We start from the raw sequence: 17,011 nt of genomic DNA, 5'->3' as shown, positions 1-17,011 counted from the left end.
CATGAAGGTGCCGACACCCCAATACCGCTGCCCCCTGGGTCGTCTGCAGCCGCAGGCCACGGATCTGGACTCGATCAAGGAACGTGGCTGGCGTGACCAACACATCCTGGTGGTCAACGCATCCGACGAACGTCTGGACTTCATCGAGCGCGAGATCGTGCGACGCATCGGTGACCGGCTCTACGGAGGGCGACGCAATGACTAAGTGGACTATCGAGGACGTTGCTGCTCGGTTTGAAGAGGCAGCAAGCACCAGTCGACGGTTGCCTCCTGTTCGAGTGCAGGGTTACTTCAACTGCTGGCCCGCCATTGTCCGAAACGAGTGGGAGACCTTTGCAGCTGACGAGAGGGTTTATCGATCCTTTCCGCCGAGTCCAGACGCGATTGAACGAATGCTGGAAGTCATGCGCTGGGTGCAGTGGCTCCCAGTTGAGCAACGGCATCTCGTATGGATGCGCGCGAAGCGCTATGGCTGGCGTGACATCACGATCCGCTTTGCCTGCGACCGCACAACGGCATGGCGGCATTGGCAGCGGGCATTGCAGACGGTCGCAGATCAACTCAATGGTGCGGTGGTCGCGTAGGGTTTTGGCGTGATTTGGCGCGTATGGTCGGGGATGTGCACCATCACGCGGCAATCAGCGGTTTTTGCCCCTGCAACAAAACGACCTGATCTTGCGTAGTATTCATCTATCGTCTGGACAGAGGTGACGGCAGAGGAAGCAGCCCGGAAATCAACGGGTCCTTCCTGGCCAAAAACCAATGCGGGGGGCGCGAGCGCGGCGCTTTTTTAGCGTCAGGGTGCGAACCAAGGTTCGCACGGTTCGCAGTTCGCACCCCGTCAGTTCGCACCAACCCCAAAAACCCGCCCACGGTTGTCGTCGGCGGGTTTTCTATTTTCAGGACACCCTCTTTGAATACGCTCAACGTCGAGTACCGCAAGGTCGAGGCGCTGATTCCCTACGCCCGCAATCCGCGCACACATTCCGATGCGCAGATCACCAAGATCGCCGCCAGCATCGTCGAATATGGCTGGACGAACCCGGTACTGGTTGATGGCGACAACGGCATCATCGCGGGCCACGGTCGTTTGGCTGCTGCACGCAAGCTGGGGCTGGATCAGGTGCCGGTGATCGAACTGGCCCATCTCACCACCGCGCAAAAGCGCGCCTTGGTCATCGCCGACAACCGGCTGGCGCTTGACGCTGGCTGGGATGAGGAGATGTTGGCGCTCGAACTGGCGGAGCTTTCCGAAGCGGGTTTCGAACTGGCGCTGACCGGCTTCGAGAACATCGAGATCGATGCGCTGCTGGCAGATGCCCCGTCGACTGAAGGTGAACCGGCGGCGCAGGATGGTGCAAACGCCGATGAACTCGATACGACCGATGACGTACCTGACACGCCAGTGGTGGCGGTGTCGCGCGAGGGAGATGTCTGGGCCATCGGCTCGCACCGCTTGATCTGTGGCGACGCCACCGACCCAGCCGTGGTCGCCACGCTGATGCAGGGTGACACCGCGCAGCTTTGCTTCACCTCGCCGCCGTATGGCAACCAGCGCAACTACACCTCCGGCGGCATTGTCGATTGGGATGCACTGATGCGCGGTGTGTTCGCACATCTGCCGATAACGGACGCCGGACAGGTGTTGGTCAATCTTGGGCTGATCCACCGCGACAACGAAGTCATCCCCTATTGGGACGGCTGGCTGTCCTGGATGCGTCAGCAAGGGTGGCGGCGCTTCGCGTGGTACGTCTGGGATCAGGGGCCAGGCATGCCCGGCGACTGGCAGGGCCGATTAGCTCCCAGCTTCGAGTTTGTTTTCCACTTCAATCGCAGCACCCGCAAACCCAACAAGATCGTGCCTTGCAAGCACGCAGGCCAGGAATCGCACCTGCGCGCTGACGGGTCGTCCACAGCGATGCGTGGTAAGGATGGCGAGGTCGGCGGCTGGACGCACAAGGGTCAGCCGACGCAGGACACCCGCATCCCCGATTCGGTGATTCGCGTGATGCGCCACAAGGGCAAGATCGGGCAGGACATTGATCACCCGGCCGTGTTCCCGGTGGCATTGCCGGAGTTTGCGATCAAGGCTTACACCGATTCGGGTGACGTCGTGTTCGAGCCCTTCGGTGGCAGTGGCACGACGATGCTGGCCGCGCAACGCACTGGCCGGATCTGCCGCAGTGTGGAAGTTGCACCGGAGTACGTGGACGTGGCCATCAAGCGCTTTCAGCAAAACCACCCCGGCGTGCCGGTCACGCTCATCGCAGGCTTTGGAATCAAATCGGGCCAGTCCTTCGACGACGTGGCCACAGAACGGCTGGCGACCTCGGAGGTCGAACAATGAGCGCGTCCTGGTTGGCAGACAAGATCGAGCAGTGGCCTACAGCCAAACTGCTGCCCTATGCCCGCAATGCGCGGACGCACTCGGATGACCAGGTGGCGCAGATCGCTGCATCGATTGCCGAGTTTGGCTTCACCAATCCGATCCTTGCGGGCAGTGACGGCGTCATCGTCGCTGGGCATGGCCGCTTGGCCGCTGCGCAGAAACTCGGGCTGGAAATCGTGCCCGTGGTCGTACTGGATCACCTGAGCCCGACCCAGCGCCGCGCCTTGGTCATCGCAGACAACCGCATCGCGGAGAACGCTGGTTGGGATGACGCGATGTTGCGGATCGAACTTGAGGCTTTGCAGCTGAAAGGTTTCGATCTGGACATCACAGGCTTCGACGCCGACGCGCTGGCCGAACTGATCGCGGGCGACGAGCCGGACAACGAGGGGCAGACCGATGAGGACGCGGTACCGGAGGTTGGCGAAATTCCAATATCGCGCCCGGGCGATGTCTGGATCATGGGCCAGCACCGACTGCTGTGCGGTGACTCGACCGTGGCAGAGAGCTATGCCCGGCTGATGCGAGGCGACATGGCAGACATGGTCTTCACCGACCCGCCGTACAACGTGAACTATGCCAACAGCGCCAAGGACAAGATGCGCGGCAAGGACCGCGCGATCCTCAACGACAACTTGGGCGATGGCTTCTACGACTTCCTGTTGGCAGCATTGACGCCCACCGTGGCGAACTGCCGGGGCGGCATCTATGTGGCGATGTCATCCAGCGAGCTGGATGTGCTGCAGGCCGCCTTTCGCGCCGCCGGTGGCAAGTGGTCGACGTTCATCATCTGGGCCAAGAACACCTTCACGCTGGGCCGTGCCGACTACCAGCGCCAGTACGAACCGATCTTGTACGGATGGCCCGAGGGTGCGCAACGCCACTGGTGTGGTGACCGCGATCAGGGCGATGTGTGGGCGATCAAGAAGCCGCAGAAGAACGATCTGCATCCGACGATGAAGCCGGTGGAGCTGGTCGAGCGAGCCATCCGCAATTCGAGCCGCCCGGGTAACGTGGTGCTCGATCCGTTCGGTGGTTCTGGCACAACGCTGATTGCGGCCGAAAAGTCAGGTCGCGTCGCGCGGCTGATCGAACTCGATCCGAAGTACGTGGATGTGATCGTGCGCCGGTGGGAGGACTTCACCGGCCAGACGGCCATCCGCGAGGCAGCAGACCAGGAAGTGTGCGCCAGTTGAATGGCTGGCCGGGCTGCCTGGCATCTTCTTCCTCGGCGATGCGCCGGAGGATGGGTATCCGCAATCTGCGGTTTATGCCTAAACTGCTTGCTGCGGTGCACCAAGGTGGTTTCCATTCCTTGCTCACCAAAAAATAGGTGAGCGGCTCAGATCGACCCAGAGTGGCCTTTCGCCTTTGGTCAGTAGCGCGACTGAAAGCAGCCGCCCAACGCAGAGTTAGGCATCATTCGGTTGACGGCGTCAGCGCTCCGGCAAGCTCCTCGACGGCTGCGGTAGCTTGGCTGCACAACGCGGCGAATTGTTCTGAGTACGTAGACGGCTTCTCGTCCCGATTTAGGATCTTGTGATCAGCATCGACTCGGAGCGCAGATACCTTACGAAGGACCTCCGACAGACTGCCAGGTAGCTTGAACTGCTGCTCAAGCAACGCCAGCAGCTGGCTGCTGCTGAGGGGGCGCTTTGACTGATGATGCACAAAGTCGGATGCAGACAACCCCAACCTATTTTGGAGAATGTCCTTCATGGTCGCCTGAGAGAGTGCGTCGGGGCCAATGATCTTGTAGAGCTCGCTAGCGCAGTCGCAGAAGGACTTGTACGTTTGCTCAACTGGCGCGCGAAGGTGAACGTTCTCGAGTCGAGTGAAAAGCGCGCCGGGCGACACGATCGAGTTCAGAGATCGCATTGCGGCGATCAAATCGGCGATGGGGTCAGGGTACTCGACCCAAGATCCATCGTAGGTTCTGCCGAGAAAGGCCTGGAAGTTGGGATCGCTGGACTCCAAGTCTGGCTTTACCAGTTCATGGGAGTGCCAGTACCTTTGCTCCAACACTCCCATGTCAGCAAGATCCTTGCAGATCGCAGTGACTGCAATTCTTCCGTCTCGAAGTCGGCATTTGCCATACCTGACATACAGATAACGATCGTCAACATCTTCCCCACGTGCGTTGATCTCTCCGCCGGCGAGACTGTCACTAATGTCGTACAGCTCCGGATGATCAAAGTAGCGAGATAGAACCTCCTCGGAGAAGAAGATGAGTTCAATCTGCTGAGTACCGAGGTGCAGTCTTACAACGTACTCGGTTAGGTTTTGTGCCGGTAGTTCAGAAGCGTAGAAGGCCCGACGCAGCGCGCCCCTGGAGGGGAAGAAGATGTGGGTCGTGAATGGCCTCTGGGTAAAGCCACCACTAGGGTTGGCGGGGTCGAAGCTCAGCGCGACCAGCTTTACGTCACGATTTAGGGTGCCATAGCCCAGATGCGCAAGCTCCTCAACCGCTGCCAGTGCTTGCTCATGTGACACCGAGAGCTTCTCAGCAATGGTGCTCGCGCTGGCGCCGCCGTGGTTGGCGAACCATTCGGCGAGCCCTTCATCAAGAACAAGTGTTTGGAAGTCAGTGAGGGACATGCGGAATTGTGGTCTAGTACGTTTAATGAGCTAGGACGATCACTCACGATCACCATAGCACCTGACCACTTAGCGGTCGCTGACCAGCGTCCACTCCTGGCCGATAGCAGACGTCTATATTTGGCATAGATAGCACAACTTATTTCCCTCACAGGCACCCGCGACCATGTCACAAAAATGACATCAACGAGTCATCAGGGTGTCATATCACGACATTACCATCGCTGCAATTCAGATTCGTAATCAGGTCATCATTTTTGATTACGAATTCAAATCTGCCGGAGGTGTCATGATCGAACTACAGAATGTCTCAGTCAGTTATGGTGATGCGATTGCACTGTATCCCACCACTCTCAAACTCCATCAGGGACAGTTCACCGTATTGCTCGGATCTTCCGGCGCTGGAAAATCCACGCTACTTCGCTGTATTAACTCGCTGCATGCGTCGCAGCGCGGCACCACCATTGTCGCCGGCTTAGGAAATTTGGCGAACTCGCGTGCATTGCGCATGCATCGCCGACAGACTGGCATGGTGTTTCAACAGCATCAATTGATTGGCCGACTGACGGCTTTGCAAAACGTTTCGATGGGCCGAATGGGCTACCACACGGCATTACGCAGTCTATTCCCCCTCCCGGCGAAGGATCAATCCATATGCCTGCAAAGTCTGGACCGAGTCGGCTTATTGCACAAAGCCTTAAGCCGTGTCGACGCATTGAGCGGCGGCCAGCAGCAACGCATCGGTATTGCCCGGGCTCTGGCTCAGCAACCTAAACTGGTGTTGGCTGATGAACCGGTAGCCAGCCTCGATCCTGCTACTGCAGAGCGAGTGCTAAGTCTGCTGCACCGCATTTGTAAAGAGGACGGGATTTCGGCGGTCGTCAGCCTGCATCAGGTAGACCTCGCTCAACGTTATGCCGACCGTATTATTGGCCTGTCCCATGGCCGAGTCATTTTTGATGCCGCCCCGCAGACTTTGGATCAAGCCAGTTACGACACGCTGTATGAACAAGTACCCCGTTCTTCTTTGAGCGTTCCACAAGACGCTCGAGAGGAACGGCTTATCGATACTTCATTTCCCATGCAACTTGCTACCGTAAAGGATTGATTATGAAAAAACTCGCATCCGCATTAATGTCTGTCTTGCTTGCCGCCGTCTGCAGCATTGGCCATGCATCATCCAATCCCGATCCAGAAACGCTCAAAGTTGCGCTGCTGCCGGACGAAAACGCATCGACCGTAATTAAAAACAACAAGCCGCTCGAAATCTATCTGGAAAAAGAGCTGGGAAAGAAAATTGAGCTGGTGGTTACCACTGATTACTCGTCAATGATCGAAGCCATGCGTCACGGCCGTATCGACATGGCATATTTTGGCCCCTTGTCGTATGTGCTGGCTAAGCAAAAGAGCGACATCGAGCCATTCGCAGCGATGAAGCAAAAGGGTAGCACTACCTACCAGTCCGTATTGATCGCCAATACTGGCGCCGGCATCGCCAAAATCAGTGATATCGTCAACAAGAATGTCGCTTACGGTGATAAGGCATCCACCTCCAGCCATTTGATTCCGAAGTCGATATTGGCGGAAAACGGTTTGAAAGCCGGCGAAAACTATCGCGAACACTTTGCCGGTGCGCATGACGCGGTGGCCATGGCCGTGCAAAACGGTCACGCGCAGGCTGGCGGCTTGAGTAAGCCGATTTTTGAATCCCTGGTTCAGCGCGGACTGGTCGATCCCAACAAAGTAAAAGTTCTTGCCGAATCGAAGCCATATCCGCAATACCCGTGGACCATGCGCAGCAATCTGAAGCCGGAACTGAAGGAAAAGATCCGTGCAGCCTTCTTGAATCTCAAAGATCCGGAAGTCCTGAAACCTTTCAAAGCCGATGGTTTCGGCCCGATCAGCGACAAAGACTATGACGTGGTGCGCAGCCTTGGCACACTGCTCAAGCTCGATCTGTCGAAGTTCTAAGTGAGCGACAGCATGCAAGCTGATTTTGGTTTGATTCTGGCCGAGCGCCAGCGCGTATGGAACCGCACGATACTGCAGTTTGCCGTTGTGCTGGCGATTGTGATCGGTTGCTGGTATTACGTCGGCCTATTTGATGCCGAGCGATTGAAGGATGGCATGCCAAGCCTGGTAAAAATTGCCGGCGAGATGTTCCCACCGAACTTCTCGCAGGCTGGCACCTGGGTCAAACCGGTACTGGATACCTTGGCCATGAGTATCGCCGGCACGGCAATCGCGGTATTGCTATCCATTCCCTTAGGAGTGCTCGCCGCGCGGAATACTAGCCCTCATCCACTCGTGTATCAAGCCACACGCGGCCTGTTAAACGCTTTGCGATCGATACCCGAACTGATCATGGGCATCCTGTTCGTGGCAGCCGTTGGCTTCGGCGCATTGCCGGGTGTTTTAGCCCTAGGCTTACATTCGGTTGGCATGATCGCCAAATTTTTTTCGGAATCGATCGAACATGCCGATCCGGCACCGGTAGAAGCCGCGCATGCAGCGGGCTGCACGCCATTGCAGGTGATTTTTCATGGGATCTTTCCCCAAGTGCTTCCGCAAATGGCCGATACCGCGATCTATCGATGGGAATACAACTTCCGTGCTTCGACCGTGATGGGCATGGTCGGCGCCGGTGGAATCGGGTTCGAGCTGATGGGCTCTCTGCGCATCATGCAATACCAGGATGTCTCGGCTATTTTGCTGGTTATTTTAGGCATGGTTACCCTCGTCGACGCCTTCAGCTCCTTCCTGCGTCGCAAGTTCAAATAACTCCCAAAGCTTACAAAGGTTTTTATGAAGCCCAAAGTCGTCCTCACCCACTGGGTGCACCCGGAAATCATCGAATTGTTGTCCGCTAGCGCCGATGTTATCCCCAACACCACACGGGAAACCTTGCCGCGTTCTGAGGTAATTGCGCGAGCCAAAGATGCGGATGCACTCATGGCTTTCATGCCGGACAGCATCGACAGCGCGTTTCTCGAGGAATGTCCAAAGCTGCGTGTCATCGGCGCCGCGCTTAAAGGCTATGATAACTTCGATGTCAACGCCTGCACACGCCACGGTGTATGGCTTACGATTGTGCCGGATTTGCTTACGATCCCGACCGCTGAACTGACTATCGGCCTTCTTCTCGGTTTGACAAGGCATATGCTGGAAGGCGATAGGCAAATCCGTAGCGGACACTTCCAAGGCTGGCGGCCGACACTATATGGCTCTGGTTTGACAGGAAAAACGCTTGGCATCATTGGTATGGGGGCGGTCGGCCGTGCAATCGCCCAGCGCTTGGCTGGCTTTGAAATGAATCTCTTGTATTGCGATCCGATTCCGCTCAATGCCGAACAAGAAAAGGCTTGGCACGTACAGCGCGTCACGCTCGATGAACTGCTCGAAAAATGTGATTATGTCGTGCCGATGGTTCCGATGGCCGCAGAGACACTGCATCTGATCGATGCCACCGCGTTGGCCAAGATGAAAACCGGTAGCTACCTGATCAATGCATGTCGCGGCTCGGTCGTGGATGAGAATGCGGTGATAGCAGCACTGGCGTCTGGAAAACTAGCTGGATATGCAGCCGATGTCTTCGAGATGGAAGAATGGATACGCGCTGATCGCCCGCAGGCTATCCCCAAGGCGCTGCTCGACAATACGGCACAAACGTTTTTTACGCCGCATTTGGGATCGGCGGTCAAGGAAGTTCGGCTTGAAATCGAGCGGCAGGCAGCGATGAACATCATCCAGGCACTCGCTGGTGAAAAACCGATGGGCGCGATTAATCTGCCGTATCCGGGAGTAAAGGCGGCGTGATAGATCTGGAGCGTGTGGCGACGTTCATTGCCGTCGTCAAATGCGGGGGCTTTCGCGAAGCGGCGAAGCAAACTGGATTGTCCCAGCCAACAGTAACGCAGCATATCAAGCGGCTGGAGCAGTCTTTGCAGGCCCGGCTGATTGACCGCGCAACAATGCCGCAAAGCCTGACATTGGAGGGAAAGATTTTTTTCCCCTATGCGGAACAATTGCTCCGTACTAGCCATAAGGCTACGGCAGCCCTCCACAATAAAAGCCTGGTCGTTGGTGCAAGCTCCAATATCGGCATTTATCTTTTACAACCCTATATCAAGGCGCTCCAAGATAAATTAGCAAACAAGATCGATGTGAGGATCGGCAAAAATATCGAGATTGCCGCTTTGCTGGAAACGCTTGAAGTGGATGTAGCGGTAATGGAGTGGTGGGACTCACGTCCTGGGTTCGTCTCAACAGTATGGCGGCGCGAGAGGATGGTTGTCATTGTTCGCCCCGGCCATCCTTGGGCTGCCGAGTCGACCATTCCACTTAAGTGGTTAAAATCCCAGAACTTGCTTGGAGGCGAAGCGGCTACCGGAACTGGGCGCCTACTACAACAATATGCCGGTGCCGACTCGGCAGAGTTCACAGTGGGTATGCAGTTAGGTAGCACCGAGGCGGTCAAACACGCGGTCCACGCAGGGCTAGGAATCTCGCTTGTGATGGAAAGCGCGGTCAAGCATGAACAGGCAAGCGGATGGTTACATGCAATTCCGATTGAAGAAGATGTTTACAAAGATCTTTATCTCGTACATCGCTCAGAAACTTCGTTAAGCGGTCCGGTGGCAAGCCTTGCAGATTTGATTCTCCATTCTCCGGATTTAGGCTCAATAGAATATAAATAGCAAAACGAATGTCTGCTTCTGGCCGAACGCAGTCATTTGGAGCAGGCAATACTACTAGGCCGTTTCGATACAGCATTGCAAAAGCACGAATCAATCGCAGATTACGGATAACCGCGCTGAGATCTCAGGGCAGTGCAATGCACATTACCAGCACAGCCTGCTCGATGGAGATGTCTGGACGCCGGTTGGCAGTCAGCCAACGCAGTGCCTGCTCCCGTTCGGTGGCGGGCGTTTTCATCAGGCAGCCAGCTCTTCGCAGATTTCGCAGTGGATCACAAAGCCTGTCAGGTAAGGCAGGCCGCGCGGGATGCCGTACTGCTTGCTGGTCTGGCGGCCAATCGTCCAGCCCATCCAACGTTGGGTGGCGGCCTTGATCGCATCCTGCAAGGCTTGGCCTTGGTACAAGCCGTTCTGGACGTCGTCGGCAAAGTGGCGTCCGTGACGGCTGTCGAGGAAGGTCCGCACCGATTCGAGGGGCTGGTGGGTGGCGTCCGAAATGGCGTTCATGGCCAGGGGCCATGCGGCGCTGGCGTGTTCGTTCATCGTGCCCCAAAAACCCCAGGCTTCGTTCTGGGTGGTGGGTATCTGGTTGGTGGTCATGGTGTCTTCTCCGGGTTGATCGTTGCGACACCTGTAGTAACGCGCTGTTCGATTGAGAAGCCAAGCTGTTCCTGGCCTCTTTCTCGATCAATTTCGCTTACCCGAGACGGGCTACGTAGCGGGCGTAATCACCGCCCTCGGGATTGACGTAGAGGTAAGGGCGTCCGGGAGCAGTGACCTCGACGCAGAGGTAGCCGTCGCCAGTGCCGCCACCCTTGCCACGCAGCCAGTCGCGTGACACCAGCAGGCTGCGCCCAAAGGCGTCGAATTCGGCAGGGGTGAGCTCCTTGGTCTCGGTGACGTAGACATTGTGCTGGTCGCTCCCGCCCGGTTCGCCGAGGTCGGCAGGTTTGCGTGCAAACGGTAGGCGGATGCTCAACTCTTCGACCTGGAGGCTTTGGCCTGCGAACTGCAGAGTGCGTGGGGTGCGTTCGATGGTGATGGTCATGGTGCTCATGGCGGTTTTCCTGGTATGGCGTCGTCAATCACGACATCTGTATGAACGCGCTGGTGGGGAGAGAAGCCAAGCTATTCATGGCTCCTCTCGCCATCTTTTTGGCTTCGCCGAAACTCGCTGTGCTCGTTTTCAGGCGATGCGGTAGATCCGCTCGCCACCCTTCGGCTTGTCCGAGACGATGTTCAGGCCGAGCTTTTTCTTGAAGGCTCCGGCGAAGGTGCCGCGCACCGTGTGCGCCTGCCAACCGGTGGCGGTGCAGATCTGGCCGATGGTTGCGCCCTCGGGGCGTTGCAGCATCCGGATCACTTCGGCCTGCTTGCTGTTCTCGCGGGTGCGCGGCTTGACCCACGTTGCTTCTGCGGCGGTTACGGCGGCTTCCAGTTCGGGATCGCTCGCGGCCGCAGGCGCGCCTTCAGCGTTGGCGATGATCCGGTCGAGATTGGCTTCGAACTGACCGATGCCCTTCCTGTTCACGTCGGGACGCGGAATGCCCAGGGCGTCGTAGCCCTCCGCAGCGACAAACCAGTTGGTGCCGTCGGTTGTGATTAGTGCGCGGTTGAAAAGTCCGTCGAGCACCTTCTTGCGTGCGCCGCCTTTGATGTTGTCGGGGAACCAGTCGATCTTGCCGCTGGTGTGTTCAACCGCGTGGGCCAGGATCGCGTGCTGGGCAGGGGTCAGTTGAGTGGTGGTCATGTTTTGCTCCTTCGATGTGGTGGACGGTGATGTGATGAACGCGCTGTTCTCAAGTGAAGCCAAGCGCTTTTTGCTTGGCTTCTTCGCTTCGCAATCAGGTGTTGGCCTTGTCTGGCGGGTTGGCATTGCGCCCCTGCTCGAGACCCGCGTTGAAGGCGGCTTCAAGCGCATCGCGTAGGCACCAGACCGCCACATCGTGGAAATCGAGGCTGTCTGAGCGGCGGGTTTCCAGGGTTTCGATGCCCAGCTTGTTTTGCGCGATCTGGGTCAGGAGTTGTTCGAGCTTGCTCATGTCCGTGTCCTTTCATGGTGTTGATGACGAACGTATGAACGCGCTGTTCCAGATGGAAGCCAAGCTCAATCCGAAGGAATGACGAACAAATGATTGAAGGTGCCCCGAAGGGGAAATATGGGTATTTCGATTCGTGCCTACGCACGCCACCGAGGGGTGTCCGATGCAGCGGTGCGCAAGGCCATCGCTGCTGGGCGGATCACGCCGGAGGCAGACGGAACGATTGATGCCGAGCGCGTCGACCGCGAGTGGGCGCGCAATTCCGATGCACCGCGCAATGGCACGGCCACCCGCGCGGTCAAGGTCGCCGTCCAGGAATCCAGCGGGGCCACAGGAGACGGGCAAGCAGCCTCATTGGCAACATCCGCAGCAGGTGGCACGTCCTTGTTGCAAGCGCGGACGGTCAACGAAGTGGTCAAGGCGCAAACCAACAAGGTGCGTCTGGCCCGACTCAAGGGCGAGCTGGTGGATCGGCCGCAGGCCATCGCCCATGTCTTCAAGCTGGCGCGCTCCGAACGCGATGCGTGGCTCAACTGGCCCGCACGCATCTCGGCACAAATGGCAGCCAAGCTCGGCGTCGATCCCCACACGATGCACATCGCCTTGGAGGCGGCGGTGCGTGAGCACCTGCAGGAACTGGGCGAGATGCGCCCGAGGGTGGATTGATGGACATGGATTACGAAGGCGCGGCAGAAATCGAACGCGCGTGGCGCGAAGGGCTGACTCCAGACCCGCTGCTCACCGTGTCCGAATGGTCAGATCGCCACCGGATGCTCTCCAGTAAGGCATCTGCCGAACCGGGGCGCTGGCGCACCAGCCGCACGCCGTACCTGAAAGCAATCATGGATTGCCTGTCGCCGACCTCCCCGGTCGAGCGCGTCGTGTTCATGAAAGCCGCCCAGCTTGGCGCGACGGAGATGGGATCGAACTGGATCGGCTACGTGATCCACCACGCGCCGGGCCCGATGATGGCGGTGTGGCCAACAGTAGAGATGGCCAAGCGCAACTCCAAGCAGCGGATTGATCCGCTGATCGAAGAGTCATCGGCATTGGCCGAACTGATTGCACCGGCGCGCAGCCGGGATTCCGGCAACACCATCCTGGCCAAGGAGTTCCGGGGTGGCGTGCTCGTGATGACTGGGGCCAACAGCGCGGTCGGACTGCGCTCGATGCCGGTGCGGTATCTGTTTCTCGACGAGGTCGACGGCTATCCGTTGGACGTTGAGGGTGAAGGGGATGCGATCTCGCTGGCCGAGGCGCGTACACGCACCTTCGCGCGGCGCAAGATCTTCATCGTCTCGACGCCGACGATCTCAGGGGCATCGGCTATCGAGCGCGAGTACGAGGCCAGTGACCAACGTCGCTACTTTGTGCCGTGTCCGCATTGCTCCCACCGTCAGTGGCTGCGTTTCGAGCAGCTGCGTTGGGACAGAGGGCAACCGGAGACCGCCGCCTACATCTGCGAGTCATGTGACACCGCGATTGCCGAGCACCACAAGACGTGGATGCTGGAGCACGGCGAGTGGCGCGCGATGATCACCGATGGCGCGGGTAAGACGGCAGGCTTCCACCTGTCGTCGCTGTACAGCCCGGTGGGCTGGCGTTCGTGGCGAGAGATCGCCGCTGCGTGGGAGGCCGCCGTCAGTAAAGAGTCGGGATCGGCCGCCGCCATCAAGACCTTCAAGAACACCGAGTTGGGTGAAACCTGGGTCGAGGAAGGCGAAGCGCCGGACTGGCAACGACTGGTCGAACGCCGCGAGGACTACCGCGTCGGCAGCGTGCCGCAAGGCGGTCTGCTCTTGGTCGGCGCGGCCGACGTGCAGAAAGATCGCATCGAGGCGTCGGTCTGGGCCTTTGGGCGCGGCAAGGAGTCCTGGCTGGTTGAGCACCGCGTGCTGATGGGTGACACCGCCCGCGACGCGGTATGGAAGCGCCTTGCTGAAATGCTGGCCGAAACCTGGACACACGCCTCCGGCGCGGCGATGCCGCTGGTGCGTTTTGCCTTGGATACCGGCTTTGCGACGCAGGAGGCCTACGCCTTTGTGCGGGCTTGCCGCGATTCGCGTGTGATGGCGGTCAAGGGGGTACCTCGTGGTGCAGCCTTGATCGGCACGCCGACCGCCATCGATGTCTCGCAGGGTGGAAAGAAGCTGCGCCGGGGCATCAAGGTGTACTCGGTGGCGGTCAGCATCGCCAAGCTCGAGTTCTACAACAACCTGCGCAAGAGCGCCGATGTTGGCGAGGACGGATTGACCACGGTGTTCCCGGCCGGGTTCGTCCATCTGCCCAAGATCGATGCTGAGTTCATCCAGCAACTCTGCGCGGAACAACTGATCACCCGCCGCGACCGCAACGGCTTCCCGGTGCGTGAGTGGCAAAAGATGCGTGAGCGCAATGAGGCGCTCGACTGCTACGTCTACGCCCGCGCGGCTGCATCGGCGGCGGGACTGGATCGCTTCGAGGAACGCCACTGGCGGGAACTGGAGCGACAACTGGGGCTGTCTAGTCCGCCAGCCCTTGAAACACCTACTGAATCGATCAACGAGGCCACCCAACGCGGTGGCCTCGCTGTTTCTGGCAACCGTAACACCGGTCGGCGCGTGATCAAAAGCCGCTGGCTGTCCTGACACATCAAGGAGAAAACATGAGTCTTGCTACCCGTATCGAAAGTCTGGTCATCCGCGTCGCGCAGGAGTTCAACGACGTCCGCGCCAAGGCAGGCAACCTGGCCAACCTCACCACCACCGATAAGTCGAATCTGGTCGCGGCCATCAACGAACTGAAAGCCGCCGTGGTGTCGTCGGCGGTGATCGACGATGCGCACGTCGCGGCCACGACCACGTACTCGTCCAACAAAATCGTCTCGCTGCTCGATGCGCTCAAGACCGAGATCTTGGGCGGTGCCGATGCCGCGTACGACACGCTGGTGGAAATCCAGCAACTGCTGCAGAACGGCACCAGTGGTCTGGATGCGCTGCTCGCTGCCGTGAACAACCGCGTGCGCTTCGATGCGGCGCAGTCGCTGACCGTCGCCGAACAACTCCAGGCGCGCAGCAACATCGGTGCCGTCGCGGCCAGTGATGTCGGCAACACCGACACCGATTTTGTCGCGGTCTTTGTGGGGGTGCTTGTCTGATGAGCCTCGCATCGCGCATCAGTGCGCTGGCCAGTCGTGTCGGGCTCGAGGTCAAGACCAAGATCGACGCAACCCACCCCGGTCTGGCCCGGGCGTGGGTGTGCTTCGGCTACGTCGGCAACCAGATCGTCGTGCGGTCGTCGCACAACGTGGCCAGCGTGACCCGGACGGCGGCGGGTCGCTACCGCGTGACCTTCACCGTTGCCATGCCCGACGCCAACTATTGCTGGACGGCACTCGCCCGCAGCAGCACCAACAGTGGCACGCAGCGCATTGCCATCGTGCGATCCAGCACCGACCTGAAGACCGCCCAGTACGTCGACATCAGTTGCGCCACCACGGCCGCATCGTTCGACGACTCCTCCGAAATCAACCTTACGGTGTTCCGCTGATGGCCTACACACAAGCACACCTCGACGCACTGGAAGCGGCGCTTGTCAAGGGCGAAAAGCGCGTGACCTTTGGCGACAAGACCGTCGAGTACCGCAGCGTCGATGAACTCCAGGCTGCCATTGCGGCGGTCAAGCGCGACCTCTTCGAGCAGGCCGTGGACACCGGACTGTGGCCTGGCGCGCCACGCCAGATCCGGGTCACCACCGGCAAAGGGTTCTGAACATGCGATGGTTTGACCGAATGCGTAGACGCGTCGGCATGAGTCTGCTTGGCGGCACCCCGTTCTATGACGGTATCGGTGGTGGCCGTCGCGCCCTGGCGTGGCAGATTGGCAATCCCGGTGCGGTTGCAGCGCTGGCGTTCACCCAGAACGAATTGCGCGCCAAGAGCCGCGATCTGGTACGCCGCAATGCCTGGGCAGCGGCAGGCGTCGAGGCCTTTGTCTCGAACGCCATCGGCACCGGCATCAAGCCGCAGAGCATGCTGGCTGATCAGCCCTTGCGTGAAGCCATTCATAGCCTGTGGTGGGACTGGTGCGAGGAGGCCGATGCCGCCGGACTGACTGATTTCTACGGACTGCAGGCCTTGGCCTGTCGCGCCATGCTCGAAGGCGGGGAATGTCTGGTGCGGCTGCGCTATCGCCGCCCGGAAGATGGCCTGCCGGTGGGCCTGCAATTGCAGTTGCTCGAACCCGAACACCTGCCAGCCACGCTGAATCAGGAATTGGCTTCGGGAAATGTGATCCGTGCGGGCATCGAATTCGACAAGCTCGGACGGCGGGTGGCTTACCACCTGTATCGCTCACACCCGGGTGATGGCTCACTGGCTCCGATGTCGGGCACTGGTGGCGTGGTGGGCGGTCTCGACACAGTGCGTGTCCCGGCCAGCGAAATCATTCACCTGTTTCGTCCCTTGCGGCCCGGACAGATCCGGGGAGAACCGTGGCTGGCGCGCGCACTGGTCAAGCTCAACGAACTCGACCAGTACGACGACGCCGAGCTCGTGCGCAAGAAAACCGCCGCGATGTTCGCGGGCTTCATCACGCGCCTGTCACCTGAGGACAACCTGATGGGTGAGGGACTGCCGGATGCCAGTGGTGCAGCATTGGCCGGGCTGGAGCCGGGCACGATGCAGATCCTGGAGCCCGGCGAGGACGTGAAGTTCAGTCAGCCTGCCGACGTTGGCGCGAGCTACGCCGAATTCCTGCGCATGCAGTTCCGGGCGGTGGCAGCGGCGATGGGCATCACCTACGAGATGCTGACCGGCGACCTGACGCAAGTGAACTACTCGTCGATCCGGGCCGGGTTGCTGGAATTTCGCCGCCGCTGTGAGGCCATCCAGCACGGCGTGATCGTCCACCAGCTGTGCCGCCCGATCTGGCGTGCCTGGATGGAGCAGGCGCTACTTGAAGGCGCGCTGGCGCTGCCGCAGTTCACCGAGAAGAAGCGCGACTACTTCGCGGCCAAATGGATTCCACAGGGTTGGCAGTGGGTCGATCCCAAGAAGGAATTCGACGCGATGCTGACCGCCATTCGCGCCGGGCTGCTGTCTCGCTCGGAAGCCATCTCGGCCTTCGGCTACGACGCCGAGGACATCGACCGCGAGATCGCCGCCGACAACCAGCGTGCCGATGCGCTCGGTCTGGTCTTCGACTCCGACCCGCGCCATGACAAAGCGCCCCAACCATCGACATTGGGCGCGCCCATGAATGCGGCCGCCACAGTGGCCGTGCCGCAAGACCAACAGGACAACTGAC

At 59.3% G+C, this 17,011-nt stretch carries 20 protein-coding genes; 15 read left to right on the top strand and 5 right to left on the bottom strand.

What is annotated here, in order from left to right; all coding sequences use genetic code 11:
* The first annotated feature begins 1 nt into the window (after position 1).
* The 4 genes from F1002_RS05380 (at position 2) to F1002_RS05365 (ending at position 3,585) form a co-directional block, all read left to right on the top strand.
* A complete protein-coding gene (locus F1002_RS05380; protein ID WP_073656039.1) occupies positions 2–205 on the top strand; it encodes a hypothetical protein in 204 nt (67 codons plus the stop codon).
* On the top strand, positions 198–584 hold the full coding sequence (locus F1002_RS05375; protein WP_150428005.1) for a DUF6362 family protein: 387 nt from the start codon (positions 198–200) through the stop codon (positions 582–584). Before F1002_RS05380 ends, F1002_RS05375 begins: the two co-directional genes overlap by 8 nt.
* 329 nt (positions 585–913) lie before the next feature.
* Complete coding sequence (locus F1002_RS05370) at positions 914–2,347, top strand: site-specific DNA-methyltransferase (protein WP_020200556.1); 1,434 nt, start codon at positions 914–916, stop codon at positions 2,345–2,347.
* Positions 2,344–3,585 carry a site-specific DNA-methyltransferase gene (locus F1002_RS05365; RefSeq protein ID WP_029043083.1) on the top strand — a complete coding sequence of 414 codons (1,242 nt, stop codon included), beginning with the start codon at positions 2,344–2,346 and terminating at the stop codon, positions 3,583–3,585. Before F1002_RS05370 ends, F1002_RS05365 begins: the two co-directional genes overlap by 4 nt.
* A 223-nt stretch (positions 3,586–3,808) precedes the next feature.
* Here F1002_RS05365 and F1002_RS05355 read toward each other — a convergent pair whose 3' ends face one another.
* On the bottom strand, positions 3,809–4,987 hold the full coding sequence (locus F1002_RS05355; protein WP_020200554.1) for a hypothetical protein: 1,179 nt from the start codon (positions 4,985–4,987) through the stop codon (positions 3,809–3,811).
* 199 nt (positions 4,988–5,186) lie between these two features.
* On the opposite strand from F1002_RS05355, the gene phnC reads away from it, so the two are divergent.
* From phnC to F1002_RS05330, 5 genes are read left to right on the top strand one after another with little or no spacing between them, the layout of a single operon-like run.
* Positions 5,187–6,095 (top strand): phosphonate ABC transporter ATP-binding protein, encoded by a 909-nt coding sequence (phnC, locus tag F1002_RS05350; protein WP_370452114.1) that lies wholly within the window; start codon positions 5,187–5,189, stop codon positions 6,093–6,095.
* A gap of 2 nt (positions 6,096–6,097) precedes the next feature.
* On the top strand, positions 6,098–6,958 hold the full coding sequence (phnD, locus tag F1002_RS05345) for a phosphate/phosphite/phosphonate ABC transporter substrate-binding protein (protein WP_004629229.1): 861 nt from the start codon (positions 6,098–6,100) through the stop codon (positions 6,956–6,958).
* A 12-nt stretch (positions 6,959–6,970) separates the two neighbouring features.
* Positions 6,971–7,768 (top strand): phosphonate ABC transporter, permease protein PhnE, encoded by a 798-nt coding sequence (gene phnE / locus F1002_RS05340; RefSeq protein ID WP_009238668.1) that lies wholly within the window; start codon positions 6,971–6,973, stop codon positions 7,766–7,768.
* A 24-nt stretch (positions 7,769–7,792) separates the two neighbouring features.
* The gene (locus F1002_RS05335; protein WP_029043082.1) at positions 7,793–8,803 is read left to right on the top strand and encodes a phosphonate dehydrogenase; all 1,011 of its coding nucleotides are present in this window, start codon (positions 7,793–7,795) and stop codon (positions 8,801–8,803) included.
* Positions 8,800–9,684: a LysR family transcriptional regulator gene (locus tag F1002_RS05330; RefSeq protein WP_004629222.1), complete on the top strand. Its 885-nt coding sequence runs from the start codon at positions 8,800–8,802 to the stop codon at positions 9,682–9,684. The genes F1002_RS05335 and F1002_RS05330 overlap by 4 nt, the downstream gene beginning before the upstream one ends.
* Positions 9,685–9,921: 237 nt before the next feature.
* Here F1002_RS05330 and F1002_RS05325 read toward each other — a convergent pair whose 3' ends face one another.
* From F1002_RS05325 to F1002_RS05310, 4 genes are all read right to left on the bottom strand, one after another.
* Positions 9,922–10,284 (bottom strand): hypothetical protein, encoded by a 363-nt coding sequence (locus tag F1002_RS05325; RefSeq protein WP_020200549.1) that lies wholly within the window; start codon positions 10,282–10,284, stop codon positions 9,922–9,924.
* 97 nt (positions 10,285–10,381) lie between these two features.
* Positions 10,382–10,741, bottom strand: a complete 360-nt coding sequence (locus tag F1002_RS05320; RefSeq protein ID WP_020200548.1) for a hypothetical protein — start codon at positions 10,739–10,741, stop codon at positions 10,382–10,384.
* A gap of 129 nt (positions 10,742–10,870) precedes the next feature.
* Positions 10,871–11,434, bottom strand: a complete 564-nt coding sequence (locus F1002_RS05315) for a DUF3489 domain-containing protein (RefSeq protein ID WP_020200547.1) — start codon at positions 11,432–11,434, stop codon at positions 10,871–10,873.
* Between the two features lie 94 nt (positions 11,435–11,528).
* Positions 11,529–11,726: a hypothetical protein gene (locus F1002_RS05310; RefSeq protein ID WP_020200546.1), complete on the bottom strand. Its 198-nt coding sequence runs from the start codon at positions 11,724–11,726 to the stop codon at positions 11,529–11,531.
* A gap of 117 nt (positions 11,727–11,843) precedes the next feature.
* On the opposite strand from F1002_RS05310, the gene F1002_RS05305 reads away from it, so the two are divergent.
* From F1002_RS05305 to F1002_RS05280, 6 genes are read left to right on the top strand one after another with little or no spacing between them, the layout of a single operon-like run.
* Positions 11,844–12,392 (top strand): hypothetical protein, encoded by a 549-nt coding sequence (locus tag F1002_RS05305; protein ID WP_029043081.1) that lies wholly within the window; start codon positions 11,844–11,846, stop codon positions 12,390–12,392.
* A gap of 5 nt (positions 12,393–12,397) precedes the next feature.
* Positions 12,398–14,353 (top strand): phage terminase large subunit family protein, encoded by a 1,956-nt coding sequence (locus F1002_RS05300; protein ID WP_223879478.1) that lies wholly within the window; start codon positions 12,398–12,400, stop codon positions 14,351–14,353.
* Positions 14,354–14,370: 17 nt separating this feature from the next.
* On the top strand, positions 14,371–14,862 hold the full coding sequence (locus tag F1002_RS05295; RefSeq protein ID WP_020200543.1) for a hypothetical protein: 492 nt from the start codon (positions 14,371–14,373) through the stop codon (positions 14,860–14,862).
* The gene (locus F1002_RS05290; RefSeq protein ID WP_020200542.1) at positions 14,862–15,254 is read left to right on the top strand and encodes a hypothetical protein; all 393 of its coding nucleotides are present in this window, start codon (positions 14,862–14,864) and stop codon (positions 15,252–15,254) included. Before F1002_RS05295 ends, F1002_RS05290 begins: the two co-directional genes overlap by 1 nt.
* Positions 15,254–15,475 (top strand): phage head-tail joining protein, encoded by a 222-nt coding sequence (locus tag F1002_RS05285; RefSeq protein WP_009521720.1) that lies wholly within the window; start codon positions 15,254–15,256, stop codon positions 15,473–15,475. The genes F1002_RS05290 and F1002_RS05285 overlap by 1 nt, the downstream gene beginning before the upstream one ends.
* 20 nt (positions 15,476–15,495) lie before the next feature.
* Positions 15,496–17,010, top strand: a complete 1,515-nt coding sequence (locus F1002_RS05280; RefSeq protein WP_223879477.1) for a phage portal protein — start codon at positions 15,496–15,498, stop codon at positions 17,008–17,010.
* The last annotated feature ends 1 nt before the right edge of the window (position 17,011 follow it).

The organism is Dechloromonas sp. CZR5 (assembly GCF_008711155.1).
In the GTDB taxonomy this organism is placed as follows: domain Bacteria; phylum Pseudomonadota; class Gammaproteobacteria; order Burkholderiales; family Rhodocyclaceae; genus Azonexus.
The sequence above is the reverse complement of the archived record's forward strand: the minus strand, read 5'-3'. Positions and strand labels throughout refer to the sequence as shown.